Genomic DNA, 23,016 nt, shown 5'->3' with positions numbered 1-23,016 from the left:
CCGTCGCCTGTATGGCCCACGCCCCACCGCAAATAGTCACACGAGCCCACAAAGGATGGATGGTGCGCCACCGGACCCCACGAACGGTGGCGCACCGCGACTGCCCGGCCAGGGCCTAGCTCAGTACGCGCACGTCGGACGCCTTCACAAAGGCGACCCGGTGCCCGAACTGGATCTCGTAGTACGGCTCCTTGCCGCGCACCACCCGGTGTCCAGCCGTGTCGAACGTCGTCGCGTACAGGTACTCGCCCGGCGTCCGGTCGCCGACCACGTACCTCTGGCCGGCGAGCAGCTTGTACGGCAGCGGCGAGATCGCCTGCACCGGGACGCCGGCGGGGTACGCCGGCGCCTCCGGGTAGGCCCGTCCGTACACCGGGATCTCCGTAGCGCCGTCCTTCGCAGTGAGCACCAAGCCCCGGGCGCCCACCGCCGTCGGCTGCGTGCGCGGGTTGTGGAACCACGCCTTCTGCCCCAGGTACCAGATCGCCGTCCAATCCCCCTCGCGCCCGGCGACCGCATACTGCTGGCCGGTCGAGGCACGCGCACCGGTATCGTTGACACCGGTCGTGGAGTCGCCGCCCGGACGCAGCCCGATGTCCTCGACCAGGGGGGCGTCCTCGGCTGGCGCGGTGTACAGCCGGACCGCGGCCGAGCCGTGCGGCACGCATGCCTGACCGGGCTTCACACAGCCTGTGTAGACCGGCTGGTTCTGCCCGTAGTCGGGACGGATCGTCACCACACCGCTGCCCGGGCCCGCGGTCGGCGTGAACGGCTTGCCGATCAGCTGGAAGTAGTGCGCCCAGTCCCAGTACGGGCCGGGGTCGGTGTGCATCCCGCGGATCGTCGCGGCGGTCGTGCCCGGCACATTGTCGTGCCCGAGGATGTGCTGGCGGTCCAGCGGGATGTCGTACCGCTGCGCCAGGTACCTCACCAGCCGGGCGGAGGTGCGGTACATCGCCTCCGTGTACCAGGCATCCGGCGAGGCCAGGAAGCCCTCGTGCTCCAGGCCCACCGACTTGGCGTTCACATACCAGTTGCCGGCGTGCCAGGCCACGTCCTTGAGGGGAACGTGCTGGGCGATGTGACCGTCCGAGGACCGCAGGGTGTACTGCCACGACACATACGTCGGATCCTGCACCAGCTTCAGGGTGGTGTCCCAGGAGCCCTCGGTGTCATGAATGACGATGTACTTCACCGACTGGGACGCGGGCCGGGCCGCCAGGTCGTGGTTGCCGTAGTCGCCCTCGCCGAACTCCTCGTACGGCGCGGGGATCCACTCGCAGGCCACCGTCCGCGGGCACTCCGTCTTCCCCGCGTCGGCCGTCCGCAGCCCGAGCGGCGCCGCCTGCGCCGGATCGGGGGCCACGGCCGGGTCACCCGCGAGCGCGACTTGCTGGCCGCTGTCCGTGATGCGCGATTCGCCCGTGCGGATCACGTCGAAGACATCGTTGGCGTACGTCGTCGCGGTCGCCGTGTCGTCGGCCCCGGAGAAGCGCGCCACCGCGCCGTACCAGTCGGCCGGATCCTCGCTCAGCGGCCGGCCGAGCCCCTGCTGCGCGCCCGCGAGCAGGGCGGCGCCGCCGTGCACATTGGCGGCCGGGTTGTCGCGCAGCTGCTCGGCGGTGTAGCCGGACAGCTCGGCTGCCCGGTCCAACGTCCGCAGCCGTTCCGGTAGTTCGGACGGTTCGGGCAGCTCGGCCTCGGCGGTGTTCCGCGCCGGACGCGCGTCGTCGCCGCGTGCGTCCTCGATGCCGTGCGAATGGTGCGGCGCCTCGGCGAGTGCGGTCCTGGCGTCGGTGAGATGCATCGGCCCGTAGCCGCCCGTGACGCTCGCCGCGCCCCCGTGCGCGTCCCAGCGCGACTGCAGATAGGAGACGCCGAGCAGCACGCTCTGCGGTACTCCGTACCGGGCCGCGGCAGCGGCGAAGTCACGCTGCAGCGAGCCGGTCGAGCGCTGTTCGGCCGTGGCCGACGGACCGGCCGAGACCAGTGGCAGCAGCAGAGCGGCCGACGCCACCGCGCCCCCTGCCCTCATCATGCGCCGACGGGCGCTTCTCGGTCGTACGGACGCGGATCCTTGCAAGGCAGCCTCCAGGGACGGGTGGTGCGCGACGGGGCCTGCGGGGCCTGACACGACTACAGGGGTATCGGCTCCCGGACGATCCGTCAATCAGCGTCAGCGGCAAGAATTTCGCACGTCAGCACGGGGGTGGCGGAGTTCGTGGTGAAAGGGCGCGGGCCTGCGGCGCGTCAGTGGGATGGACCAATAACCGTATACGTAACCGATGTTGCCGCCTGTTGACGGCGTCTCGGCTCCGGCCGGGCGATCCCGCTGGACCGGTGGCTCACGAAGCCGCTCGCGCCAGCTGCCGGTCCACCTGGGCGGGGGACAGGGCGTGCTCGATCGCCAGGATTCCGGCTCCGAGCGCCGCCGCGTCCTCGCCCGTGCGGCTCGGCTCGATCCGCAGCACATGGGTGGCCAGCGGATGCGAACGCCGGTAGACCGCTTCCCGTACGCCCGCGAGCAACTGGTCGTGCACGGCGGCCAGCGCGCCGCCGAGCACCACCGTGTCCGGGTTGAAGAAGTTCACCAGGCTCGCCAGCACCTCTCCGACCGCGCGCCCCGCCTCGCGCACCATGCGCACCGCGTCCCGGTTGCCCGACTTCACCAGGCGTACGACATCGCTGCCCGACGCGCCGTCCAGACCCAGCCCGGCGAGGCGTGCCGCGAGCGCCGCGCCGCCCGCGACCGCCTCCAGACAGCCGGAGTTGCCGCAGCGGCACGGCTCCTCCTGGTCCCCGGCCCGGATATGGCCGATGTCGCCGGCGCAGCCCTGCGCGCCCCGGTGCAGCCGGCCGTCCGCGACGATGCCGCAGCCGATGCCCGTACCGACCTTGATGTAGAGCAGATAGCGGGTGTCCGGGAAGGCGCGGCGCTGCTCGGCCAGCGCCATCACATTCACATCGTTGTCGACCAGGGCACGCACCGAGATTCGCGAGGCGAAGAACTCCGGGATCGGGTACTGGTGCCACCCCGGCATGATCGGGGGATCGACCGGGCCGCCGGTGGAGAACTCCACGGGGCCCGGCACCCCCACGCCGATGGAGCGCAGCGTCCCCGGGTCCCGGCCCGCCTCCTCCAGCAGCGTGTGCAGCGTGCGCTCCACATGGCGCAGTACGGACTCCGGGCCGTCCGCGATCGACAGCGGGTCCTCCTTCGTCGCCAGCGTTGCCGCGCCGATGTCCATCAGCGCCACCCGGCAGTGCGACGCGCCGAGGTCCACCCCGGCGACGGCGTGCTCACGGGTGCGCAGTGGAGCCTGCGCGGCGGACGGCCGCCGGTCGAAGCGCCGGCCTCGGCCGCCGTCTCGTCGACAAAGCCGTGCGCGATGAGCGCGTCCACTCGCCTTTCGCACCGGCTGCGCGAGGTCTTCGACCTGTCGCAGCGCATCACCGTCCTCAAGGACGGCCGCCGCGTCACCACACTCCGTACCAAGGACACCGACGCCGACGATGTCGTACGCGCCATGGTCGGCCGGGAGCTGACCGCGTACTACCCGCCGCGCACCCGCCCCGAGGAGATCGGCCCCGAGCGGCTCACCGTCACCGGCGGCTCGAACGCGCGCATCGGCGGCATCGACCTGACCCTGCGGGCGGGCGAAGTCGTCGGCGTCGCAGGCCTCCAGGGCTCAGGACGCACCTCGCTCGCCCGCGCTCTGTTCGGCGCTGCGCCCTTCACCGCGGGCACCATGACCGTCGGCGGCAGGCAGCTGCGGCCAGCCCGTCCGCGCGAGGCGATTCGCGCCGGCATCGCCCTGGTCACCGAGGTGCGCCGGAGCACCACAGAGCGCTGCGCGCCCAGTGTGTCGGCACTGGGCGCGCAGCGCGCTTCCCCCTCTGTGGAGGCCGGTCAGCGAGTGCCGACCGCCGCACGCACGGCCCGCCGGGCCAGTGCGCAGTCGTCGTGCAGCCGCCTCAGCAGCAGCCGCTGTTCCTCACCGGCCGACAGACCGCCGGACGCAGCCTGGCCGCCGCCCACAGGGGGCGCTTCCCGAATCGTCCGCTGGACAGCCGTCTCGTAGGTACGGATCTCCCGGGTCAGCACCATCATCAGATTCACCAGGAACGCGTCCCGCGCCGCCGTTCCCGCCTGCTGCGCCAGCTGGCTGATCTGCCGGCGCGCCACCGGCGCGTCCCCCAGCACCGCCCACAGCGTCGCCAGGTCGTAGCCCGGCAGATACCAGCCCGCGTGCTCCCAGTCGACCAGCACAGGACCGGTGGGCGACAACAGGATGTTGGAGAGCAGCGCGTCGCCGTGACAGAACTGCCCCATTCCCTGCCTACCGCCCGCGTACGCCAGACCGTGCAGCAGCTTCTGAAGATCCCCGAGGTCACGGTCGGTGAACAGTCCCAACTCGTGATAGCGGGAGATCCGCGAGGCATAGTCCAGTGGCGCATCGAACATCCCGGCCGGCGGCCGCCAGGAGTTGAGCCGGGCGATCGCGCCGAGGGCGGTCCGAACATCGGCACGGGGCGGAGCATCGACCGGGTGCCGTGCAAGGGCAGCCGCCCGGCCCGGCATCCGCTCGATCACCAGCGTGCAGTTTTCGGGATCCGCGGCGATCAGCCGTGGGACCCGCACTGGTGGGCGGTGCCGGACGAAGGCGCGATAGGCAGCTATTTCGTGGCGGAGCCGCTCGGCCCACGCGGGTGAGTGGTCCAGCAAGCACTTGGCGACCGCTGTCGTACGTCCTGTCGTGCCGACGAGCAGTACGGAGCGTCCGCTGCGGCGCAGCACCTGCACCGGATTGAACTCCGGACAGATGCGGTGCACCGACGCGACAGCCATGCGCAGCTGCGCGCCCTGAGGGCCGGACAAGTCGATTCTCCCGCTGAGGGGTTGGCCGACCGTCCCCGCCGGCCGTCGAGCCCGACCGGCGTGAGTGGGGTCGAGATACGGCCCGGTACCAGCCGGGGTGGCGGAGCGCTGCGGCCGGTACGGGGCGGACACGGAGGACGATGCTGTGTACATGGGGGTGACAGATCCCTTCGTGTGCCGACAGATGCATACGCGGCCCCGCCCCGGCAGCCGGTCAACACCCTGGGGAATGCGTCCGACTGCCGGGCCGAGGTGGCGCGTTCCTACGTCACACCCGGCCGCGGGTGGCACACCATCTGGCGCACCCTGGCGAACCCTGGCGAATAGTCGCCACGCATCTGACAGGGGGTTACTGTCAACTCAGCCGAGAACCTGGGGGCTTGACGTGACCGGAGAACCCAACACCCGCCTCTGCGACCTGTTCGGCCTGGCCGGTTGGTCCAAGGGGGAACTCGCCAGACTCGTGAACCGGCAGGCGGCGGCCATGGGCCACCCACAGCTGGCGACCGACACCTCGCGGGTGCGGCGTTGGATCGACATGGGGGAGACCCCGCGCGATCCCGTGCCGCGAGTGCTGGCAGCTCTGTTCACCGAGCGACTCGGTCGTGTCGTGACCATCGAGGACCTCGGGTTCGTACGGATCGGGCGAGCGGGGAAGCGGCAGGACGTCCAGGGAACAGACAATCCTGACGGCCTTCCGTGGGCGCCCGAACGGACGGCGGCGGTCCTCACCGAATTCACGGGAATGGACCTCATGCTCAACCGACGCGGCTTGGTGGGCGCGGGCGCCGCGCTCGCCGCAGGCTCCGCACTCAGCAGCGCCATGCACGACTGGCTGCACACCGACCCCGCACTCGCCCACGACGCCCCCCGTATCGAGAATCCCCTGCACGCCGACGCCGCTGGGTTCGACCGCTATGAGGCCGCCCCCATCGGATCGCAGGAGATCGAGGCACTGGAGCGTTCCGTCGAAGTGTTCCGCGCCTGGGACGCCGCCCGCGGCGGCGGGCTCCAGCGCAAGGCCGTTGTGGGGCAGCTCAATGAGGTGGGCGGCATGCTCGCCTACCGCCACCCCGACCATCTCCAGCGCCGCCTGTGGGGCGTCGCCGCCAACCTCGCGGTACTCGCCGGCTGGATGTCCCACGACGTCGGCCTCGAACCCACCGCCCAGAAGTACTTCGTCATCGCCGCCCACGCGGCACGCGAGGGCGGCGACCGCCCGCGCGCCGGCGAAGCACTCTCCCGCGCCGCCCGGCAGATGGTCCATTTGGGCCGTCCCGACGACGCCCTGGACCTGATGAAGCTCGCCAAATCCGGCTCGGGTGAACAGACCCTGCCGCGCACCCAGGCGATGCTGTACACCATCGAGGCCTGGGCCCAGGCCTCCATGGGGCGCGGCCAGGCCATGCGCCGCACCCTCGGCAAGGCCGAGGACCTGTTCGTCTCGGACAAGGGCGATGTGCCCCCGCCGTGCTGGATGCAGATGTTCGACGAGGCGGATCTGCACGGCATGGAGGCACTGGCGTACCGCACCCTCGCCGAACACGACCCGGGGGCAGCCGTCACCGCACAGAACCACGCCAAACAGGCGCTGGAGCTGCGTGAGGGCGGCCGGCAACGCTCGAAGATCTTCGACTACATCTCACTGGCATCGGCGTGCTTCATCGCCGACGACCCCGAACAGGCCGACCGCTACGCAAGGTTGGCGCTCGTCTCGATGGGGGAGACCTCCTCGCACCGGACGTGGGACAGGCTGCGGGAGATGTACCGGCTGACCGGGCACTACGCGGAATACGCAAAGATCCAGGATCTGCGCGAGGAAATCCAGCTGGCCCTGCCCAACAGCCCCTCGAGGAGGTCGAGGAGCGCCGAGATCTAGCCGCTTCCCGGCGGAATTCCCGGGATTCAAGACGGCCCACGCTTACGAGGGTCTACGAACGGATCCTTGCGACCATCACACAGGCGTCGTCATCGCGGTCGTCACCGCATTCCTCGACGACCGTCCGCACGCACTCCTGCGCGCTGCGGGCCTTGGCGAATCGCGGCGCCAGCCCGAGCAGGCGGTCCGTGTTGCTTACCTCGGCGGCGCTCGTGCGTGTCAGCCCGTCGGTGTGCAGGACAAGCAGATCGCCGGGGAGCAACTGCAACTCGGCCTGTTCATAGGCGGCGCCGGACGTCGCACCGAGCAGCACCCCGTCGGGCTGCGTCAGCGCACGCCCCGTCCCGTTGCGGAACAGCAGCGGGGCGGGGTGTCCTGCCTGCGCCCAGGTCAGGGTGCGGCTCGCCGGGTTGTAGCGGCAGCACACCGCGCTGCCAAGCGCGGTGTGCACCGAGGTCTCCAGCAGTTCGTTGAGATGTGCCATGAGCTGTCCCGGCCTGATCCCGGCCACGGCCATCCCGCGCAGCGCCCCCAGCAGCATCGCCATCGCCGATGTCGCCGTCACTCCGTGCCCGGTGAGGTCTCCGACGCTCAACAGCGATTCTCCATCGGGCAGTTGGAGCGCGTCGTACCAGTCGCCGCCGATCAGTGCGCTGTTCGTGGACGGCAGATAGTGCGCGGCGACATCCAGCACGGCGGGTCCGTCGAGCGGGAACTGCAAGGAGCCCCGCCACGGCGGAAGGACGGATTCCTGCAACTCGACCGCGACCCGGCGCTCCGTCTCTGCGAAGTGCTGTCTGCGCTCCAGCGAGTCACGGGTGTCACTCACCGCCCGCTGGGTGCGGCGCAGTTCGCTGACGTCCCGCAGGACCGCCCACATGGAGGCGGTGGATCCGTCGGAGTCGAGCACCGGCTCGCCCATCATGTGGACCGTACGGACCCAGCCGTCGGCCCGCACCATGCGGAACTCGCCGTCGATGGGACGCCCGTCGACCAGACAGTCCGTGACCAGCGCGGTGAGCAGCGCCTGGTCCTCCCCATGCACGATGGAGGGCAGTTCGTCCAGAGACATGGGGCCGCTCTGCGGGGAGCGCCCGAGGATCTGGTAGAGCTCGTCGGACCAGCTCACCTCGTCGGTGAGGAGATTCCACTCCGCGCTGCCGACCCGGCTGAGCAGCGATCCGCTGCTCTGGGCGCTGTCCGCTTCATACGTGGCAAGCTCGTCCTCGAAGCTGCCGACGGTCTCCTCCGGCAGCCCTTCCTTGAGCTGGCCCAAGTGCGCGCCGAGGTCGTCGAGATGGTGGACCGCCAGGTCACAGAGTGCTCTCTGCCATCGCCCCTGTGGGTCGTACTCGTCCGGCATGGCGTCCCGTCGCACGGCGTCCACGTCGCCGCGCAGCCGACGCGTGCGGGTGATCAGCGCGTCGACGGTGCCGCGCTCGGGCGGCTGCGGGGCGGGACGGTCCGCGAACACATGGGACGGCATGTCGTACTCCGATACAGGCGCGGCCACGGCCAAGTCTCTACAAAGGACCAGTAATGACTGTTGCACAGGCAGCGACAGCCCGTAAGGGATTTGGCAACACTCGATACGGTGGTGCCGCCGGTATATGCCACAGGCCGCCATGAGGGCCGCGGCGGCTCGGCGGACGCCCTGGGGTGCGCCTAGAGCCTTGACCGCGGCGCCGCCCACAGCGTTGTATCGCATCCCAAGCAAGGCTGGGGCCTGCTGTGCAATGGTGCGATTTTCTTCGAGCGTGGCTTGAGAGGGTGAGTGCGATGGCCAAGGCTCCTCAGATCCGTATACGCAAGCCCGTGCGCCAGAAGCCCGCCCGCGACCTGGACCTGCGGACGCCGTCGGGTCGGCTCCTTCCGTTCTGACGGGGCGTGTGCGCGCTGCGAGAATCGTCGTCGCACAGCGACTCCCGGACGCCGCGAGCGGACATTCGCCGGCGGGGGTCAGTCGTGGACGGGGGTCAGTCGCGGGCGAGCGACGCGGCGCCGAAGGAGACGTCGAAACGGTCGCACCAGATGCTGACGCTGGTGTACCCCTTCAGATCGAGTTCGGCGGGCAGCGCGTAGTTCTGGTCGCCCTTGTTCCCCTTGAGCTTGCCCAGGCTGACGTACTTTCCGTCGTCGAAGACGCGCCAGCCTGCCGTGCCCTCCTTCACCGGGGCATCGGTGATCCATACGTGCAGATCGGGGCCGTTGCTCGTATCGAGGTTCTCCAGCCGGAGGGTGCGCGTCCCGTCCGCCAGTTGCAGAACCTTCACCGAGCCGCTCGTCCGGTGCTCATGGCTGATCAACTCGCCGGAAGCCAGCGTCCGGGGCCGAGAGGGCGCGGGCGATGTCGGCCGGGCTGCGGGCTCGGCCGCATCCGGGGTCGCGGCCGTCGTGGGGAGGGCGTCCCGCACGGTCTCGTCCACCCAGAGCCTCCACGGCTGGAACCAGTACAGCCCCACGGCGGCCACCGCCAGCGCGACGACCAGTGCCGCCACAGCCCAGTGCCTGCCCAGCCACTTCCGTACGCGCCCCACCGTCGTCTCCTGACGTCCACCGGCTGCCGACCGGGCCTGTCCCCCGGTCCGGCCTGGTCTCAATTCAACGGCAGGCGATCCGTTCGGCACCGCTGATCCTGATGACGAAAGTCTTACGTCGCGCGGTCCCCCGTCCCGCGGTCAGTGGTGTCACGGGCGACAGGCCGCCGAGGGGCATAGGCTCCCGCCATGAACGACGAGGAGGAGCAGTCGGTCGACGCTGCCGTCGAGGGGGAACTGCGGCTCCTGGATCCCGCGGTGCGCGCCTTGCCCCACCTGGTCTCCGAGCTGCTGGACCCGGAGTTCTTCGAGTTCGGGGCATCGGGTGCGCGCTACGACCGTACGACGATTTTGACCGCCATCGCCCCCTCTCCCGGTGAGCGGGTGATCGCCACCGGCGTCAGCGAGCTGTCCGGGAAGCTGCTCGCTCCCGGCCTCGTCCAGGTGACATACGTGTCGGACGAGAGCGGTCGCCTGGCCCGGCGGAGCTCCCTGTGGCGCAGGACGGCGGAAGGCTGGCGGATGTACTTCCACCAGGGGACGCTGATCAGCGCGGAGTAGTGCCCGGAGAGCCACAGGCCTGCCGCCCCGGCGGGGCGGGTCGCCCACATGGCCGGCGGCGAGCCCGCACTCCTCCTGGCTCGGCGTGGACCGGCTCGCGCTCGCCGTCGCGTACCACTCGGCCGAGACCATCGCGCCGCGCCGCCGCAGCCGGGTGCACACGCCGGTCGAGGCGAACCTCGCTCATCTGCCCCTGCCCCAGGGCGCGTTCGCGGATCTGCGGCCGGCGGAAGGGCGACTCGCCAGGGAGGACCCTGAGCTGTTCCCCCGGCTGGCGGCCGAGGCCGAGGCGGCGGGCATCCGGCTGACCGCGTGGACGGTGACGCTGCACAACTCGGCCCTGGCCGCCGCCCGCCCGCAGGCCGCGCTGCGCAACTGCTTCGGCGACCCCTCCACGCACGGGCTGTGCCCGGCGAATCCGCTGGTACGGCGGTATGTGCGGGACCTCGCTGCGGCCATCGGCGGCTACCGGACGAGCTGATGCTGGAGAGCCTGGCCCATCTGCCCGCCGGGCACGGCCATCCGCACGAACTGCGCGGCGTGCGCAGGGACCCGGCGACCGGGCTGCTGCTGTTGTTGTGCTTCTGCCCGTCCTGCCTGGACGAGGGCGGGCGGCGCGGCATCGACGGCGAGGCGCCGGCGATCCGCCGGCGCTCCGGGTCGGCCGGCGCGTAGGCGCTGAGGACGCTGAGGAGGCCGCCTTTTCGTTGCCGGACGACCGGCAGGTAATACTCGCCACATGACTTCGCATATGACGGGCACCGGCCGCGGCGCCCGGGTGGAGGTTGTACGGATCAGACGAGCCACCGCCCGTGACGCGAAGCGGCTCACCTCACTCGTACGCAAGTCCCGCGCCTACGAGGGCCAGTACGCCCCGATGATCGCCGGATACCGGGTGGGTCCCGACTACATCGAGACCCACCCCGTCTTCCTCGCCGTCGGCGAGAACGAGAGGGTGCTCGGCTTTTACGCCCTGATCCTCTCCCGGCCGGAGCTGGACCTGATGTTTGTCGCCGACGCCGCCCAGGGCCTCGGCATCGGCCGCCAACTCATCGAACATATGATCGGCGAAGCGCGTGACGCCGGGCTCCCCGCCGTGCGAATCGTCTCGCACCCGCCGGCCGAGGGCTTCTACCGCAGTGTGGGCGCGAAGCGGATCGGCACGGTGAGCGCGAATCCGCCCGCTGTGATGTGGGACCGCCCCGAACTGATCATCCCGATCCCGTAACGGGGAGCAGGCCGGCTTCGGCCGGCGCGGCGGGCATGGCACGGGGCCGGTGCCGCCTACGCCGCCGGTCCAGGCAGTGGAGGCATCGTGGACGGCTTCGTCCCCGCCCCCTGAGTGCCTTACGCTCTCCGACGGGCGCGCACGCCGAGCCGACCGCCCGCAACACACAATCTTGGAGGTCAAACCGTGTTCAGGACGGCCAGCGGACACCGCAGTCACCGCAGCAGCATCCGGGCCCGGGCCGCTGCCTGTGCCGCGGCGGCGGGGATGTTCCTTGCCGTGGGCTGTTCTTCCGGCGACGACGGACCGGGTGAGGCGGCGGGCGGCGTGCCCGTGGTGTCCAAGGGCAAGCTGACCACCTGCACGCACCTGCCCTACCCGCCGTTCCAGTTCGAGCAGAACGGCAAGGTCGTCGGTTTCGACGTGGCCCTGATCGATCTGGTGGCGAAGAACCTCAAGGTCGAGCAGAAAATCCTGGACACGCCGTTCGAGAACTTCAAGACCGGCGCCTTCCTGAACTCCGGCGAGTGCGATCTCGCCGCCGCCGGCATGACGATCACGGATGAGCGCAAGAAGAACGTGGACTTCTCCGTCCCGTACTTCGACGCCACGCAGGCGCTGCTGGCGACGAAGAAGAGCGGCGTGACGTCCCTGGCGGACCTCAAGGCCAAGAACAAGAAGCTCGGCGCGCAGGCGGAGACCACCGGTGAGAGCTACGCCAAGGAGCAGGGCTTCAACCCGGTCGCGTTCGAGAGCTCGGACGCGGTGCTCAACGGGCTGCGTACGGGCCAGGTCGACGCCGTCGTCATCGACTACCCGGTTGTCCAGGGCTGGCTCAAGGACAAGGCGAACGCCGCCGAGTTCACGCTCGGGCAGAACATCGAGACCGGCGAGCAGTACGGCTTCTCGGTGAAGAAGGGCAACAAGAAGCTCCTCGCCGCGATCAACAAGGCGATCAACGACGCGCGCGCGGACGGCACGTACAAGAAGCTGTACGAGCAGTGGATCGGCCCGCTGCCGCAGGGCAAGTCGTGACCTCTCGGCTGACCAGGCGCCAGCGGCGCCGCGTCTCGCAGGGCATCCAGTACGCCGTATTCGTCGCGGCGCTGATCGTGATCGGCTTCCTGGCCGACTGGGACCGGCTGCAGAACCAGTTCGCGCAGAAGGACCTCGCCGAGGAGCTCTTCCCGGCCATCATCACCACGGCCCTGCGCAACACGGTGATCTATACGCTCTCCGGGTTCATCTTCGGCCTGGTGCTCGGCCTGATCATCGCGCTGATGCGGCTGTCGTCGGTCGCCCCCTACCGGTGGGTCGCGAGCGTCTACATCGAGTTCTTCCGCGGCCTGCCCGCCCTGTTGATCTTCATCTTCGTGGGTGTGGCGGTGCCGCTGGCGTTCCCCGGCACGCAGATTCCCGGCGGTACGTACGGCAAGGTCGCCCTCGGCCTCGGTCTGGTCGCCGCCGCCTACATGGCGGAGACGATCAGGGCGGGCATCCAGGCGGTGCCCAAGGGGCAGATGGAGGCGGCCCGGTCACTGGGCTTCTCGCACGCGCGGGCCATGGTGTCGGTGATCATCCCGCAGGCGTTCCGCATCGTGATCCCGCCGCTCACCAACGAGCTCGTCCTGCTCTTCAAGGACTCCTCGCTGGTGCTGTTCCTCGGCGTCACCCTCGAGGAGCGGGAGCTGACCAAGTTCGGCAGGGACCTGGCCAGTCAGACCGCCAACTCCACCCCGATCCTCGTGGCCGGGCTCTGCTACCTCCTCGTGACCGTGCCGCTGAGCTTCGTGGTGCGCCGCCTCGAGGCCCGCGCCGACAAGGCCAGGTGAGGACGAGATGTCACAGAAGACGGAGACGGTGGACAGCATGGGCACGGACCGCCCGGAGATCGAGATCCGGGGGCTGCACAAGTCGTTCGGGGACAACGAGGTGCTGCGCGGCATCGACCTGGACATTGCCCGGGGCGAGGTTGTGTGCGTCATCGGACCTTCGGGCTCGGGCAAGTCGACCCTGCTGCGCTGCGTGAACCTGTTGGAGGAGCCGACATCGGGCCAGGTCTACGTCGGCGGCACGGAAGTCACCGACCTTGACGTGGACATCGATGCGGTACGCCGCCGTATTGGCATGGTCTTCCAGCAGTTCAACCTGTTCCCGCACCTGAACGTGACCCAGAACCTCACGCTGCCCCAGCGCCGGGTTCTGGGCTGGAACAAGGCCCGCGCCGCGGCCGTCGCCCGGGAGAATCTGGAACGCGTCGGCCTCGCCGACAAGGCGGAGGCCTATCCGGCGCAGCTGTCCGGCGGGCAGCAGCAGCGGGTGGCGATCGCGCGGGCGCTGGTGATGGGTCCCGAGGTGATGCTCTTCGACGAGCCCACCTCCGCGCTCGACCCCGAGCTGGTGGGCGATGTGCTCTCCGTGATGCGGCTGCTGGCCGCCGAGGGCATGACGATGATGGTCGTCACCCATGAGATGAGCTTCGCCCGGGAGGTCGCCGACCGCGTCGTGTTCATGGACGGCGGCGTCATCGTCGAGCAGGGCACGGCCGAGCAGGTCGTGGGCGATCCGCAGCACGAGCGGACCAGGAACTTCCTTATGCGCATCCTGGACCCGGCAGCCGCTGAGCCCCCGGTCGAGGACGCCGGGCCGGATGTCCGCAAGCCGGTTGACGGTCCGTCCGAAGGATGATGGGATCCCATGTCAGCGTCGCGGTGCACCCGGCAAAGAGACCGCCGTGGGCATGGAGGCGCCACATCATGGGACAGCCATGGACACACCCCCCGAGCCGGACGGCCGCATCGCAGCCCTCGGCAATCAGCTGATCGACATCCACCTTTCGCTCCGCGAGGAGCTCGCCCGGCTTCGCGAGGACACCGACGCCTGGCTCGACGGCCGCGCCGAGCGGCCGCGCGAACTGCGGGCGCACTGCCTGGCCTTCTGCTCGGCAGTGAGTCGGCATCACTCCGGCGAGGACGACGGGGCCTTCCCCGCGCTCGGCGAGCTGCACCCCGAATTGCGGCCGGTGCTCGATGAGTTGGGGCGCGACCACCACGCGGTGGCCGGGATCCTGCGCGGACTGGAGGAGCTGCTCGGCCGGCCCGGTTTGGACACACAGCCCGTGGACGCGCAGCGCCTACGGACGGAGCTGGACAGCCTGGCCGCCCTGCTGGAGTCGCATTTCGTCTACGAGGAGAAGCGGCTCGTCGCGGCCCTCAACGCAATGCCGGACCGGGCCGGGGCCGCCGGGACCCTGCTGGGCCGAGAGGCGACTTGAGCCGAGGGTTCCTGGGCGCGTCGATGGACAACGCGGGCATCCAGAGGCGCGCCGGGCCGCGGAGAGTCAGGCGCACCGGTAGATGAAGTGCGTGGCGGCGGTGTGCCGGGTGGGTGAGACAATCCGCAGTTCGGCGCCGGCCCGGTACTCGCCGCGGCCGTGGAACGTCCACAGCAGATGCAGCCGCGCCTGCTTCTGGCCGCGCGTCATCTTCTCCCGCAGCAGCTCCGAGGCGGTGCCGTCGCTGCGTACCCAGCGATACGTGACGGTGCCGGACCGTCCGTTGGTCTTCACGACGCCCACGACATCCGCCGTGCCGTCACACCCGGGTCCCTCCGCCGCGGTGCGGACCGTCACGTCGTCCACGGCCAGGGCGGGCCCGTATCGCTGCCAGGCGAGGAAGGCCAGCACGGCCAGCAGTACGGTCCCGGCCAGGGCGTACCGGCGCAGCCCGCCGCGGCGGCGATCGGGGAGCTGCCGCCCGGCAGGCGGGCCGGGCAGTGTGCCGTGCCAGAGCCCGGCGGTGGTGTTGCCGGGGTTGTGCCGGTGGATGTCCGCGGTCACTCCGGGGCCGAAGCGGAGGACCTCGCCCTCCACGCGGTCGGGGGTGACGCTCGCCCGCTGCTCGCCCTGGACCGGAGTGGCTCTCTTCTTCGCGGGCTCCAGGGCTGGCCGTTCGATCCAGTGACTGCCCAGTGCGGTCGCGCTGTACGCGTCGCTTTCGGCCTCGTCGCGAGTGGGGCCGTCGTACGGAATCCGGGGATCGTTCATTGGACGGTGCACCGCCGGGTCAGGATCTGCTGCGAGGAACTGCCGTTCGCGGCAACCGGGTTCGTCGTGGCCCGTACACCCCAGTAGCAGCCCTTTCCCTGGAAGGTGTGGTCCAGGGTGATGGTGTACTGGGTGGCGCCGCTGCGCTCGAAGGCCTGCGAGCCGTCCTGCGCACCCAGTTCGCCCTTGGCGTCGCCGGTGAACCACGCGATGACGATGGTCACCGGGCCGGTCCCGTCCGTCGCGACGTCGATGGACGCGGAGGCACCCCTCGTACTCGTCTGCCGCAGGCTCGACACGGAGACCGACTTCACGCGCACGGGAGGAGTGGTGGGAGCGGACGGGCTGGTTTCGGTGGACGACGCGGACGTCGGCGTCGTGGAAGCCGTTGTCGACGGCGGGGCAGGTGACGGCGGCCCGGTGGTCGCGCCGCCGGAGGGAGAAGCGGAAGAAGGAGAAGGGGAGCTGTCGGGGAAGGCGCTTCCGGTCGGCGACGGGCTTGCTGAAGTGGGCCCGCCGACGGGCGAGGTGATGGCGCCCGGTACCGGGCTGGTGGTGGCGAGGGACTGGGCAGTCGCCAGCCGGGGGTTGTCCCCCCTCGCTCCCGCGGCAACGGCGACCATCACGGCCACCACCAGCGCGGCGACGCCCGCCAGCACTCCCCGCAGGCCCGGTTTCCAGCTGCCGCCCCAGCCGCCGCCCAGTGCCGTCGTGGCGAGCTCGGTGGTCCCCGTGGCCTGGCCCGAGGCTGAAGGAAAGAGCAACGGCAAGAGGGCTGCGAGCGCGGCGAGTCTGCGCTGGCCCCGCTCTTCCCAGTCCGGGCCGTAGGCGGCCCCGGCGATCTCTTCTAGCTCCGCGACGAACGCGGCCGCGTTCTCGGGCCGCTCCTGCGGCTCCTTCGCCATCCCGCGCCTGATCAGCGGGCGCACGGGCTCCGGGGTCTCCTCCTCGGGAACCGGGGCTCCGATGTGCTGCAGCGCCAGCTCGGCGAAGTTCTCGCCGGAAAACGGCTTGCGGCCGGTCAGACATTCGTAGAACGTCGCGGTCGCGGCATAGACGTCGGCCGCAGGGGAGGCGGGTTCCCCGTTCCACTGTTCCGGAGCCATGTACGCGGGAGTGCCGGCCACGCCCGGCGTGCTGCCGCGGCCTGCGGCAATGCCGAAGTCGACGAGCCTGGAAGTGCCGTCCGCCGCGACCAGGACGTTCTCCGGCTTGTAGTCGCGGTGGACGACACCCGTGCGGTGGGCTGCGGCCAGCCCCAGCAGCGAGCCCTTGAGCACCACCAGGGCCGCCTCGGGGCCGGTGGCGCCTTCCGCCAGCAACAGCGTGCGCAGGGCGACGCCATCGACCAGTTCCATCACGATGGCGGCGCCCTGCGGCGCTTCGACGTATTCGTACAGCCCCACCACATACGGCGAATCCAGGCCGCCGAGCAGACGCGCCTCCGCCCGGAACTCCTCGACGAAGGCGGGGTCCGCCCGGAGCCTCTGGCTGAGGTATTTGACGGCCACGGGCACGCCGGTGGCTTCATGGACGGCCAGGACTACCCGCCCGCTGCCACCGGAACCCAGCTCCCGGGATTCCGTGTACCCGGGCACCGACCATGCGTTCATCCCGCCCCCTAGGAACTGCGGCAGGATAGCCCACCTGCTCTCCCCATGACAGACACACTTCCGTCACGACTGGTTCCCGCGAGGGGGGCGGCGAGGACGAGGGTGAGGGGCCCGGCGACAGCGAGCGGCGTCGGTGAGGACCGGTCAGACGATGGCCTGGACGAGTTGTGTATTCAGTTCGTAGCGCGCTCCGACGATGGCGAGGCTCCCGGCCGACACCTTGTCGGCGAGGTCGGACTCGGCGGCGAGGCGCGACCGGACCATGCGGACGTTGCGCGTGATGGTGGAGTCGACGCGGGCGTCGCCTTGCTGGCTGTAATCTATGGCTGGACGTATCTGGTCGGCCAAGTACTTTATATGCGCGGGGAGTTGTTCTCCGGTCTCGTCCGCATGAACGGCCGCCGACACCGCGCCGCACGACTGGTGCCCGAGGACCACGATCAACGGTATGCCTAATTCCAGTACGCCATAGGCGATGGAGCCCAGGACGGCCTCGTCCAGTACCTCGCCGGCCGCCCGCACCGTCAGCAGGTCGCCGAGTCCCTGGTCGAAGACCAGCTCCGGCGGTACGCGGGAGTCGACGCACCCCAGGATGACGGCGAACGGGTGCTGACCCGACACGAGGGCTTGGCGCACGGACGGTGACTCGCGAGGGTGCTGCTGCTCGTTCTTGCGCCACCGCCGGTTGCCGGTGGACAACTTGAGCAGCGCCTCGTCCGGGGTGACTTGCCCTGTGCTCTGGGCCTGTATTCGGGGTGCGGCCGTGGCGGATGTGGTGCCGAGTGTGAGGCTCGCGCCGACAGTGGCGGTTCCGGCGAGGGCGGCGCGCAGCAGAGCACGGCGTCCCGTGCCTGCAGGCACGGGCTGGTGTCGATTGAAAGTCATGCGGTGAACCCAACCATCGTCGAACGGTCGCGGTGCTCGAATCGTTGAACTATTACCGAACTCACAGATTATTATTGCTAGTTGACGTGTCCTCAGGTCATGTGATCTGTCGCAATGACAGCCCCGAAGGGGGTTGCACGGTGGTGGCCATGGCCTCGGTTCGTACGCCAGGGGCAGCAGGCTGGTGCTGGTGTCCCACCGCTACGAGGAGACGGCCGATGCGGGCGAGGGAGAAGGAGGGTGGCGCCTTCTCCGCCCGTACATCCATCGACGACGGCGGGCTCTGGTCATCGTGCTGTCCGGCTACTGCGAGGGTGAGTTGATCCGGTACTCCGAGCTCTTCCCGGCCTTGCGCGTCCGGGGGCTTCCGGTCGTGCGGACCGCCGAAGTACTCGACCGCCTCGGGTTGTTCAGCGACGACCGTGCCCCTGCGGTCGACCGGTGGCTGGGACGCAAGCTCTGCGGGGTGTCCCCGGGCATTCGCCGGGACGTTGAAGCCTGGGTGCGGACTCTCCTCGAAACCGGCGCATCACCGTCGGCGGCCACGTCCGCCCGCTCGACGACCTCACCCGCCGTGCCGTCCTGGACTGGCTCGACTACCGCCGCAACCGCTGGCCGAACACCGCCAACCCCCACCTGCTGATCACCCAGAAGACCGCCGTCGAACTCGGCCCTGCCGGCAAGCTCTGGACCACCCGGGCCACCCGCAACCTCACCGCCGCCCTCGAACGACTCCGCGTCGACCGCCAACTCGAAGAGGCCCTCACCCACGGCGCCGACCCGCTCCACCTCGCTCTCGTCTTCGGCATCGACGAAAAGACCGCCATCCGCTACGCGGACTCGGCACGAAAACTTCTGCAATCGGAGCCGGAGACCGGCCCGGCCTGGCCGCAGTAAAACCCCGGCCCATCTCGGAGAAAACCGAACCCACCGTCGAGGTTCACGCTGAAAGGGCCTCGTCACCGCAGTCGCTGTCCTGGACGCAGGCAGCCGCCAATTCGTCCAAGGACACCTCCAGCGCTGCGGCCAGGGCCGTCACGGTGAAGAACGCCGGAGTCGGCGCCCGACCGGTCTCGATCTTGCGCAGCGTCTCCGCCGACACCCCCGCCGCTGCGGCGACCTCCACCATGCTGCGGTCGCCTCGCGCCTGACGCAGCAGCGCGCCGAACCGCTCTCCGCGCTGCCGTTCCCACGGGGTCAAAGGAGTTCTCACCATGCCTGTGATACTAATACCGGTATAAGAATTGGATGCTGGCGCGTGAGACAGGGAGTCGCAGGGCATGGTGGAGATCAAGACCGATACGGCGCTGGACGCGATGCGGGAAGCCGGGCGCGTCGTGGCCCACGCCCTCGCCGCCGTTCAGGAAGCCGCAGGCATCGGGGTGTCCCTGCAGGAGCTGGACGAAGCGGCCCGCACCGTTTTGAGCAAAGCCGGGGCACGCTCACCCTTCCTCGGCTACCAGCCCTCCTTCGCCCCTACCCCCTTCCCCGCGGTGATCTGCACATCGGTCAACGACGCCATCGTTCACGGCATCCCCACCGGCTACCGCCTGCGGGACGGCGACCTGGTCAGCATCGACTGCGGAGCGGAGCTCGACGGCTGGACCGGCGATGCCGCCATCAGCTTCACCGTCGGCACCCCACGACCCGCCGACGTGGACCTGATCAACGCCACCCAGCGCGCTCTCGACGCCGGCATCGCCGCAGCCAACCCCGGCAACCGCATCGGTGACATCTCCAACGCCATCGGCACCGTCGCCCGATCGGCACGCTGCGGCATGCCCGCCGACTTCGGCGGCCACGGCATCGGCCGCCACATGCACGAAGACCCCCACGTCCCCAACCGAGGACGCCCCCGCCGCGGCTTCCCCCTCCGCCACGGCCTGACCCTCGCCATCGAACCCATGCTCATGGCCGGCGGACACGACGACTACCGCACCGGCACGGACAGCTGGACTCTGCACACCATCGACGGCAGCCGAGCAGCCCACATCGAGCACACGGTCGCCATCACAGAAGAAGGCCCCCGCATCCTGACCCTGCCCTGATCCGGACAGCGAACCGTCGCAGCGCTGACCATCCCCACGCCAACCCGCGTGTTCAACACGAACCCGCCGGTCCAGGCCCGGAAACCGGCACTTTGGACCCGTGAGTTCCCGCTCAAGTTCAGCGGTGTCCTGTCGCGCTGTAGCTGTCGGATTCTCACTCATTCTCGTTCGTGCTGGCGGATTCTCACCAGATCTCACCTGCGTCAGGAGATTCTCACTACATCGCGCTCTGAGCAGCGGCCTTCTGTGTGTTGAGCCGGCCGTGTGGGCGTGATTACCGCCCGCGCCTCGCGGGCCCCTGCCCCTTCGGGTCTTCCCGGCGCGCATGGCAGGGTGGGGCCGCCCGAGATGTTCGAGGTCGGCCCGGCGCCGCTGGGGGCGCCGGAGGCCCGCCCTCAAGTCCGGGCGGCGAACTGGTAAGGGCTGTGCATGGTGAGGAAACGGATGTCGAGGTCGGACTTCAGATAGTCCATGCGCCGCTCCCAGAAGGCTTGCATATGCGGGAGGGCCAGATGGGCGTCGAGATCCGCCTGGGAGCGCCACGCCTCGTAGAAGACGAAGACACCGGGTTCGCCCCGATCCTCGTGGAAGTGATACTCCAGGCATCCAGGTTCCTGCCGGGTCGGCTCGACGAACGAGAGAAGGAGCTGTTTCAGCTCCTCGGCGCGTTCCGGCTTGGGGCGAGCGGTGCCTACGAGTGTGAACGGCTGGGCCATGAAGGTTGCCTCTCCCGTAGGTACGATGAAGTTCGTACCTACCCCACGCTAGCGAGTCCATAGGTACGATGCAAGCCTTACCTAAAGGGAGGTGTCCGGATGCCCGACGATGAAGGCCATCCGACCGTCGAGGAGATGAAGCTCGGTCCCGTGCTCTCCGCGCTGGCGGATCCGCTGCGCCGCCGAGTGGTGCGTGAGTTGGCAGCGGAGCCTGATGGAACGGCGCGAACGTGCAGCTCCTTCGGGATGCCAGTCTCCAAGGCAACAGTCACCCATCACTTCCGCGCTCTGCGCGAGGCCGGATTGATCCGGCAGGTTGCCCGGGGCAACAGCCGGATGGCCAGCCTGCGCCGGGCTGATCTAGAGCAAAGGTTTCCTGGGTTGCTGGGCATCGTGGCGGCCGAGTTGGAGGAATGATCGAGAGCGGGGCGGCTTCACCTGAGCCTGCACCCCTGCTTCGTACTCGCGGAGCCTCTCTTGCCACGAGCGCGACTTCCGCGAAAGCCACGTCGTTTGAGAACCCGATCCATCAGCGTTCTTCACTGTCCTGTCGCAGTGCATCTGGCGGGCAGGGGGCCGCTGAGCTGCTGTGCTGCCAAGTCGATCGAGAACGCTGACCCTCGGTGTTCTCAAAGGACATGGCTTTCACGGAAGCGGACTGACGGCAGGACAGCCGACTCAGCCGTCTTGGTCTTCGGGGTGAAGCTGCCCGTGGTCTTCCTGAGACGGCGCCGTGCTGCATCGAGACGCTCCGCATAGTCAGCGACGAAGTTCCCGGGAAGTGCCTTTCCCAACGTTTCCGCGATCTTGTGGATCGAGGCCGTCGATTCCCTCATCTCTGCGTGAGGGAAGCCAGTGTCGGGCACCCTTGCAGGGCAATGGCATCGAGGGGAAGGGCTCGGATGCGCACGGGGATGCAGAAGGGCGCCGCCCTGGGCATGGCGGCGGTCGTGGTCGCGATGCTGCTGTCCGGATGCGGCGGGAACGAAGAGAGCGAGGAGGAGCGGACGGACAAGGTCCTGAAGGGGATTCTCAAGGAATACCGGCCGCGCTACGAGGAGCGGCGTACAGCTCTCGCCGTCGCCGCTTCGCACCTGCCCAAGGGCAGCCCCGGCAAAGGGGCGTGCGACAGGGAGGTGGACCCGCGGCCGACGTTCCTCCAGTACGACCACACCGACCAAATCCTGTCCAACAGCCCCGCCAGCCAAGGCGGAAATGTCGACATAGCGCTTGCGAGCGAGGCCGACGCTCCAGAGAGGATCGTCGACGATCCCAGCTGGAGCTTGGGCAGGTTCGCCCTGGCGCCGGGCTGGCTCATCCGCGGCCTGTGGGTCACAGGCCCGCAAGGTCCGCTGGGCACGAACCACTTCGAGGTCGACAGCCAGTACGCCTACCAGCCGTACAAAGGCGTCGAGGAAGACCCCGCCAAGCGGCTCAGGAAAGTCCTCGACATCGGGCTGCACATGCGCTACGCCCTCCTTTACCGCGTGACGGCCTACAACGACCCCGAGGCACGGCCCGGGTATGACGAGGAGATGGCGAGGGCGGACGTGTTCCTCGCCGACTTGGAGACGGGTGACATCCCCTGTCGACTCATTGCGACCGGGCGCCCTTTGTACGTGGAGGGGCATTGGTATTCGACCACCCCGTACGACGATATGCAGCGCTCGTTCGGACACGACATCCGCGACAAGCTGAGTGCCCTGACCCGCAACGTAAACCAGGCAGGCCCGCGCCCCTGCCCCGGCGCCGACCCGAGTGACCCGGCCCGCTGCGCCCAAGTGATTAACGTCGACTCGGGCCTGGCCCTGGACATGCACAGCGAACCGCGCTACGGCTCGCCGCCGGTGGCAAACCGTTACGACAACGGGCAGTGGCTGGAACTCACCTGCTGGAGCACGGGCGACCCCGACGAGGACGGCCACGGCCACCGGTACTGGATGCGGGTCGACAGCGGAATCGGCGACGGTTACATCAACGACTGGTACTTGGACACCGGCGACCCGAATACCTGGAAGCGTCAAATCCCGCAGTGCTGAGGAACCGTGGCGGCTCACCGGGCTGCCTCATCGCCCCAGAACAGCCAAAAGGCTGCGACGCGAACCCCACGACCTGCGGATCGAAGTCCATCAGGATCGCGTGATCGTGCTCCAGCCACGAATCGAACTCGACTTGCCACCCCGTCGTCGCCGACCAATACAGGCCCATGAAGTGCCGCTGCGCGCGGTAGGACGCGAAGTGCCGTACCGGGGGCACCGACTCGAACGCGACGCGAGCCACTGCTCCGAGCACCGACTTCCGCAGTCCCCACCATCCACGGCAGCCCACTCGACCTCGACCATAAAGTGAGATCAAACCCCACGAACGATGCAAACATCGCCGCTCAGCACCCGGCGCGATGAGAATCCGCCAACACGAACGAGAACGAGTCAGAATCCGACAGTTTCAATGCGACAGGAAATTCACGACATGGCAACTCCGCAGGTCGGAACCCCATCATCTGACAGATGCGCTGAGACAGGACAAGCGGAAGGGTCTATCAGGAATTAGGTGTGATTCGTCTGTTTGGCCTACGGGTCTTTCGGTGGGCTGATCGGCCTACACTCGTCCGGCCGTAAGGCGGCC

At 69.3% G+C, this 23,016-nt stretch carries 23 protein-coding genes and 2 pseudogenes; 14 read left to right on the top strand and 11 right to left on the bottom strand.

What is annotated here, in order from left to right; translation table 11 throughout:
- Nucleotides 1-115: 115 nt before the first annotated feature.
- Entirely contained in the window at nucleotides 116-2,035 is a 1,920-nt protein-coding gene (locus ACWDO5_RS19490; protein WP_450531579.1) for an N-acetylmuramoyl-L-alanine amidase, read from the bottom strand.
- Nucleotides 2,036-2,345: 310 nt separating this feature from the next.
- The gene (locus ACWDO5_RS19485; RefSeq protein ID WP_450531567.1) at nucleotides 2,346-3,284 is read right to left on the bottom strand and encodes an ROK family protein; all 939 of its coding nucleotides are present in this window, start codon (nucleotides 3,282-3,284) and stop codon (nucleotides 2,346-2,348) included.
- A 123-nt stretch (nucleotides 3,285-3,407) separates the two neighbouring features.
- Here ACWDO5_RS19485 and ACWDO5_RS19480 point away from each other — a divergent pair.
- A pseudogene (locus ACWDO5_RS19480) lies at nucleotides 3,408-3,941 on the top strand (ATP-binding cassette domain-containing protein); the annotation flags it as partial.
- Here ACWDO5_RS19480 and ACWDO5_RS19475 read toward each other — a convergent pair.
- Entirely contained in the window at nucleotides 3,911-5,032 is a 1,122-nt protein-coding gene (locus tag ACWDO5_RS19475) for an aminoglycoside phosphotransferase family protein (RefSeq protein ID WP_450531565.1), read from the bottom strand. The pseudogene ACWDO5_RS19480 and the gene ACWDO5_RS19475 sit on opposite strands and share 31 nt — an antisense overlap.
- A 232-nt stretch (nucleotides 5,033-5,264) precedes the next feature.
- Here ACWDO5_RS19475 and ACWDO5_RS19470 point away from each other — a divergent pair, with 232 nt between their 5' ends.
- Nucleotides 5,265-6,758: a DNA-binding protein NsdB gene (locus ACWDO5_RS19470; protein ID WP_450531564.1), complete on the top strand. Its 1,494-nt coding sequence runs from the start codon at nucleotides 5,265-5,267 to the stop codon at nucleotides 6,756-6,758.
- A gap of 52 nt (nucleotides 6,759-6,810) precedes the next feature.
- Here ACWDO5_RS19470 and ACWDO5_RS19465 read toward each other — a convergent pair whose 3' ends face one another.
- The gene (locus ACWDO5_RS19465) at nucleotides 6,811-8,244 is read right to left on the bottom strand and encodes a PP2C family protein-serine/threonine phosphatase (RefSeq protein WP_450531578.1); all 1,434 of its coding nucleotides are present in this window, start codon (nucleotides 8,242-8,244) and stop codon (nucleotides 6,811-6,813) included.
- Between the two features lie 198 nt (nucleotides 8,245-8,442).
- Between ACWDO5_RS19465 and ACWDO5_RS19460 the strand changes: the two are divergent.
- Nucleotides 8,443-8,532: pseudogene (locus ACWDO5_RS19460) on the top strand (DUF5999 family protein); the annotation flags it as partial.
- Between the two features lie 202 nt (nucleotides 8,533-8,734).
- Here ACWDO5_RS19460 and ACWDO5_RS19455 read toward each other — a convergent pair.
- On the bottom strand, nucleotides 8,735-9,295 hold the full coding sequence (locus ACWDO5_RS19455) for a DM13 domain-containing protein (RefSeq protein ID WP_450531563.1): 561 nt from the start codon (nucleotides 9,293-9,295) through the stop codon (nucleotides 8,735-8,737).
- A gap of 189 nt (nucleotides 9,296-9,484) precedes the next feature.
- Between ACWDO5_RS19455 and ACWDO5_RS19450 the strand changes: the two genes are divergently transcribed.
- The 8 genes from ACWDO5_RS19450 (at nucleotide 9,485) to ACWDO5_RS19415 (ending at nucleotide 14,358) form a co-directional block, all read left to right on the top strand.
- Entirely contained in the window at nucleotides 9,485-9,856 is a 372-nt protein-coding gene (locus tag ACWDO5_RS19450; RefSeq protein ID WP_450531562.1) for a nuclear transport factor 2 family protein, read from the top strand.
- Between the two features lie 85 nt (nucleotides 9,857-9,941).
- A complete protein-coding gene (locus ACWDO5_RS19445) occupies nucleotides 9,942-10,337 on the top strand; it encodes a hypothetical protein (RefSeq protein ID WP_450531561.1) in 396 nt (131 codons plus the stop codon).
- Nucleotides 10,337-10,531: a hypothetical protein gene (locus tag ACWDO5_RS19440; RefSeq protein WP_450531559.1), complete on the top strand. Its 195-nt coding sequence runs from the start codon at nucleotides 10,337-10,339 to the stop codon at nucleotides 10,529-10,531. The genes ACWDO5_RS19445 and ACWDO5_RS19440 overlap by 1 nt, the downstream gene beginning before the upstream one ends.
- A 64-nt stretch (nucleotides 10,532-10,595) precedes the next feature.
- Nucleotides 10,596-11,084, top strand: a complete 489-nt coding sequence (locus ACWDO5_RS19435) for a GNAT family N-acetyltransferase (protein WP_450531558.1) — start codon at nucleotides 10,596-10,598, stop codon at nucleotides 11,082-11,084.
- Nucleotides 11,085-11,351: 267 nt separating this feature from the next.
- Nucleotides 11,352-12,119 carry an ABC transporter substrate-binding protein gene (locus tag ACWDO5_RS19430; RefSeq protein ID WP_450531577.1) on the top strand — a complete coding sequence of 256 codons (768 nt, stop codon included), beginning with the start codon at nucleotides 11,352-11,354 and terminating at the stop codon, nucleotides 12,117-12,119.
- Nucleotides 12,116-12,916: an amino acid ABC transporter permease gene (locus ACWDO5_RS19425; protein ID WP_450531557.1), complete on the top strand. Its 801-nt coding sequence runs from the start codon at nucleotides 12,116-12,118 to the stop codon at nucleotides 12,914-12,916. Before ACWDO5_RS19430 ends, ACWDO5_RS19425 begins: the two co-directional genes overlap by 4 nt.
- Nucleotides 12,917-12,923: 7 nt before the next feature.
- Nucleotides 12,924-13,772, top strand: a complete 849-nt coding sequence (locus tag ACWDO5_RS19420) for an amino acid ABC transporter ATP-binding protein (protein ID WP_450531556.1) — start codon at nucleotides 12,924-12,926, stop codon at nucleotides 13,770-13,772.
- Between the two features lie 79 nt (nucleotides 13,773-13,851).
- Nucleotides 13,852-14,358 carry a hemerythrin domain-containing protein gene (locus ACWDO5_RS19415; RefSeq protein WP_450531555.1) on the top strand — a complete coding sequence of 169 codons (507 nt, stop codon included), beginning with the start codon at nucleotides 13,852-13,854 and terminating at the stop codon, nucleotides 14,356-14,358.
- 66 nt (nucleotides 14,359-14,424) lie between these two features.
- Here ACWDO5_RS19415 and ACWDO5_RS19410 read toward each other — a convergent pair whose 3' ends face one another.
- The 5 genes from ACWDO5_RS19410 to ACWDO5_RS19390 all read right to left on the bottom strand — a co-directional run bounded on the left by ACWDO5_RS19410 (nucleotide 14,425) and on the right by ACWDO5_RS19390 (nucleotide 18,843).
- On the bottom strand, nucleotides 14,425-15,129 hold the full coding sequence (locus tag ACWDO5_RS19410) for a hypothetical protein (protein ID WP_450531553.1): 705 nt from the start codon (nucleotides 15,127-15,129) through the stop codon (nucleotides 14,425-14,427).
- Nucleotides 15,126-16,742: a serine/threonine-protein kinase gene (locus ACWDO5_RS19405; protein WP_450531552.1), complete on the bottom strand. Its 1,617-nt coding sequence runs from the start codon at nucleotides 16,740-16,742 to the stop codon at nucleotides 15,126-15,128. Before ACWDO5_RS19405 ends, ACWDO5_RS19410 begins: the two co-directional genes overlap by 4 nt.
- 144 nt (nucleotides 16,743-16,886) lie before the next feature.
- Complete coding sequence (locus ACWDO5_RS19400) at nucleotides 16,887-17,627, bottom strand: carbonic anhydrase (RefSeq protein WP_450531551.1); 741 nt, start codon at nucleotides 17,625-17,627, stop codon at nucleotides 16,887-16,889.
- Nucleotides 17,628-17,930: 303 nt separating this feature from the next.
- On the bottom strand, nucleotides 17,931-18,488 hold the full coding sequence (locus ACWDO5_RS19395) for a hypothetical protein (RefSeq protein WP_450531550.1): 558 nt from the start codon (nucleotides 18,486-18,488) through the stop codon (nucleotides 17,931-17,933).
- A gap of 79 nt (nucleotides 18,489-18,567) precedes the next feature.
- The gene (locus ACWDO5_RS19390) at nucleotides 18,568-18,843 is read right to left on the bottom strand and encodes a helix-turn-helix domain-containing protein (RefSeq protein WP_450531549.1); all 276 of its coding nucleotides are present in this window, start codon (nucleotides 18,841-18,843) and stop codon (nucleotides 18,568-18,570) included.
- Nucleotides 18,844-18,907: 64 nt separating this feature from the next.
- Here ACWDO5_RS19390 and map point away from each other — a divergent pair, with 64 nt between their 5' ends.
- Nucleotides 18,908-19,675 carry a type I methionyl aminopeptidase gene (gene map / locus ACWDO5_RS19385; RefSeq protein WP_450531548.1) on the top strand — a complete coding sequence of 256 codons (768 nt, stop codon included), beginning with the start codon at nucleotides 18,908-18,910 and terminating at the stop codon, nucleotides 19,673-19,675.
- A gap of 395 nt (nucleotides 19,676-20,070) precedes the next feature.
- On the opposite strand, the gene ACWDO5_RS19380 is transcribed toward map, so the two are convergent.
- The gene (locus ACWDO5_RS19380; RefSeq protein WP_450531547.1) at nucleotides 20,071-20,391 is read right to left on the bottom strand and encodes a putative quinol monooxygenase; all 321 of its coding nucleotides are present in this window, start codon (nucleotides 20,389-20,391) and stop codon (nucleotides 20,071-20,073) included.
- 99 nt (nucleotides 20,392-20,490) lie between these two features.
- Between ACWDO5_RS19380 and ACWDO5_RS19375 the strand changes: the two genes are divergently transcribed.
- Nucleotides 20,491-20,808, top strand: a complete 318-nt coding sequence (locus ACWDO5_RS19375; RefSeq protein ID WP_450531546.1) for an ArsR/SmtB family transcription factor — start codon at nucleotides 20,491-20,493, stop codon at nucleotides 20,806-20,808.
- A gap of 485 nt (nucleotides 20,809-21,293) precedes the next feature.
- The gene (locus ACWDO5_RS19370; protein WP_450531545.1) at nucleotides 21,294-22,430 is read left to right on the top strand and encodes a hypothetical protein; all 1,137 of its coding nucleotides are present in this window, start codon (nucleotides 21,294-21,296) and stop codon (nucleotides 22,428-22,430) included.
- Nucleotides 22,431-23,016 lie beyond the last annotated feature (586 nt).

The sequence above is a fragment of the Streptomyces sp. NPDC000880 genome (assembly GCF_053599675.1).
Note: the sequence above shows the minus strand (reverse complement) of the source record. Positions and strands in the feature narration are given on the sequence as shown.

Bases quoted from the DNA above. Each gene is read 5' to 3' on its own strand.
- ACWDO5_RS19490 (WP_450531579.1), bottom strand. From the start codon at position 2,035: ATGAGGGCAGGGGGCGCGGTGGCGTCGGCCGCTCTGCTGCTGCCACTG.
- ACWDO5_RS19475 (WP_450531565.1), bottom strand. From the start codon at position 5,032: ATGTACACAGCATCGTCCTCCGTGTCCGCCCCGTACCGGCCGCAGCGC.
- ACWDO5_RS19465 (WP_450531578.1), bottom strand. From the start codon at position 8,244: ATGCCGTCCCATGTGTTCGCGGACCGTCCCGCCCCGCAGCCGCCCGAG.
- ACWDO5_RS19450 (WP_450531562.1), top strand. From the start codon at position 9,485: ATGAACGACGAGGAGGAGCAGTCGGTCGACGCTGCCGTCGAGGGGGAA.
- ACWDO5_RS19440 (WP_450531559.1), top strand. From the start codon at position 10,337: ATGCTGGAGAGCCTGGCCCATCTGCCCGCCGGGCACGGCCATCCGCAC.
- ACWDO5_RS19435 (WP_450531558.1), top strand. From the start codon at position 10,596: ATGACTTCGCATATGACGGGCACCGGCCGCGGCGCCCGGGTGGAGGTT.
- ACWDO5_RS19430 (WP_450531577.1), top strand. From the start codon at position 11,352: ATGTTCCTTGCCGTGGGCTGTTCTTCCGGCGACGACGGACCGGGTGAG.
- ACWDO5_RS19420 (WP_450531556.1), top strand. From the start codon at position 12,924: ATGTCACAGAAGACGGAGACGGTGGACAGCATGGGCACGGACCGCCCG.
- ACWDO5_RS19415 (WP_450531555.1), top strand. From the start codon at position 13,852: ATGGACACACCCCCCGAGCCGGACGGCCGCATCGCAGCCCTCGGCAAT.
- ACWDO5_RS19410 (WP_450531553.1), bottom strand. From the start codon at position 15,129: ATGAACGATCCCCGGATTCCGTACGACGGCCCCACTCGCGACGAGGCC.
- ACWDO5_RS19405 (WP_450531552.1), bottom strand. From the start codon at position 16,742: ATGAACGCATGGTCGGTGCCCGGGTACACGGAATCCCGGGAGCTGGGT.
- ACWDO5_RS19400 (WP_450531551.1), bottom strand. From the start codon at position 17,627: ATGACTTTCAATCGACACCAGCCCGTGCCTGCAGGCACGGGACGCCGT.
- ACWDO5_RS19390 (WP_450531549.1), bottom strand. From the start codon at position 18,843: ATGGTGAGAACTCCTTTGACCCCGTGGGAACGGCAGCGCGGAGAGCGG.
- map (WP_450531548.1), top strand. From the start codon at position 18,908: ATGGTGGAGATCAAGACCGATACGGCGCTGGACGCGATGCGGGAAGCC.
- ACWDO5_RS19380 (WP_450531547.1), bottom strand. From the start codon at position 20,391: ATGGCCCAGCCGTTCACACTCGTAGGCACCGCTCGCCCCAAGCCGGAA.
- ACWDO5_RS19375 (WP_450531546.1), top strand. From the start codon at position 20,491: ATGCCCGACGATGAAGGCCATCCGACCGTCGAGGAGATGAAGCTCGGT.
- ACWDO5_RS19370 (WP_450531545.1), top strand. From the start codon at position 21,294: ATGCGCACGGGGATGCAGAAGGGCGCCGCCCTGGGCATGGCGGCGGTC.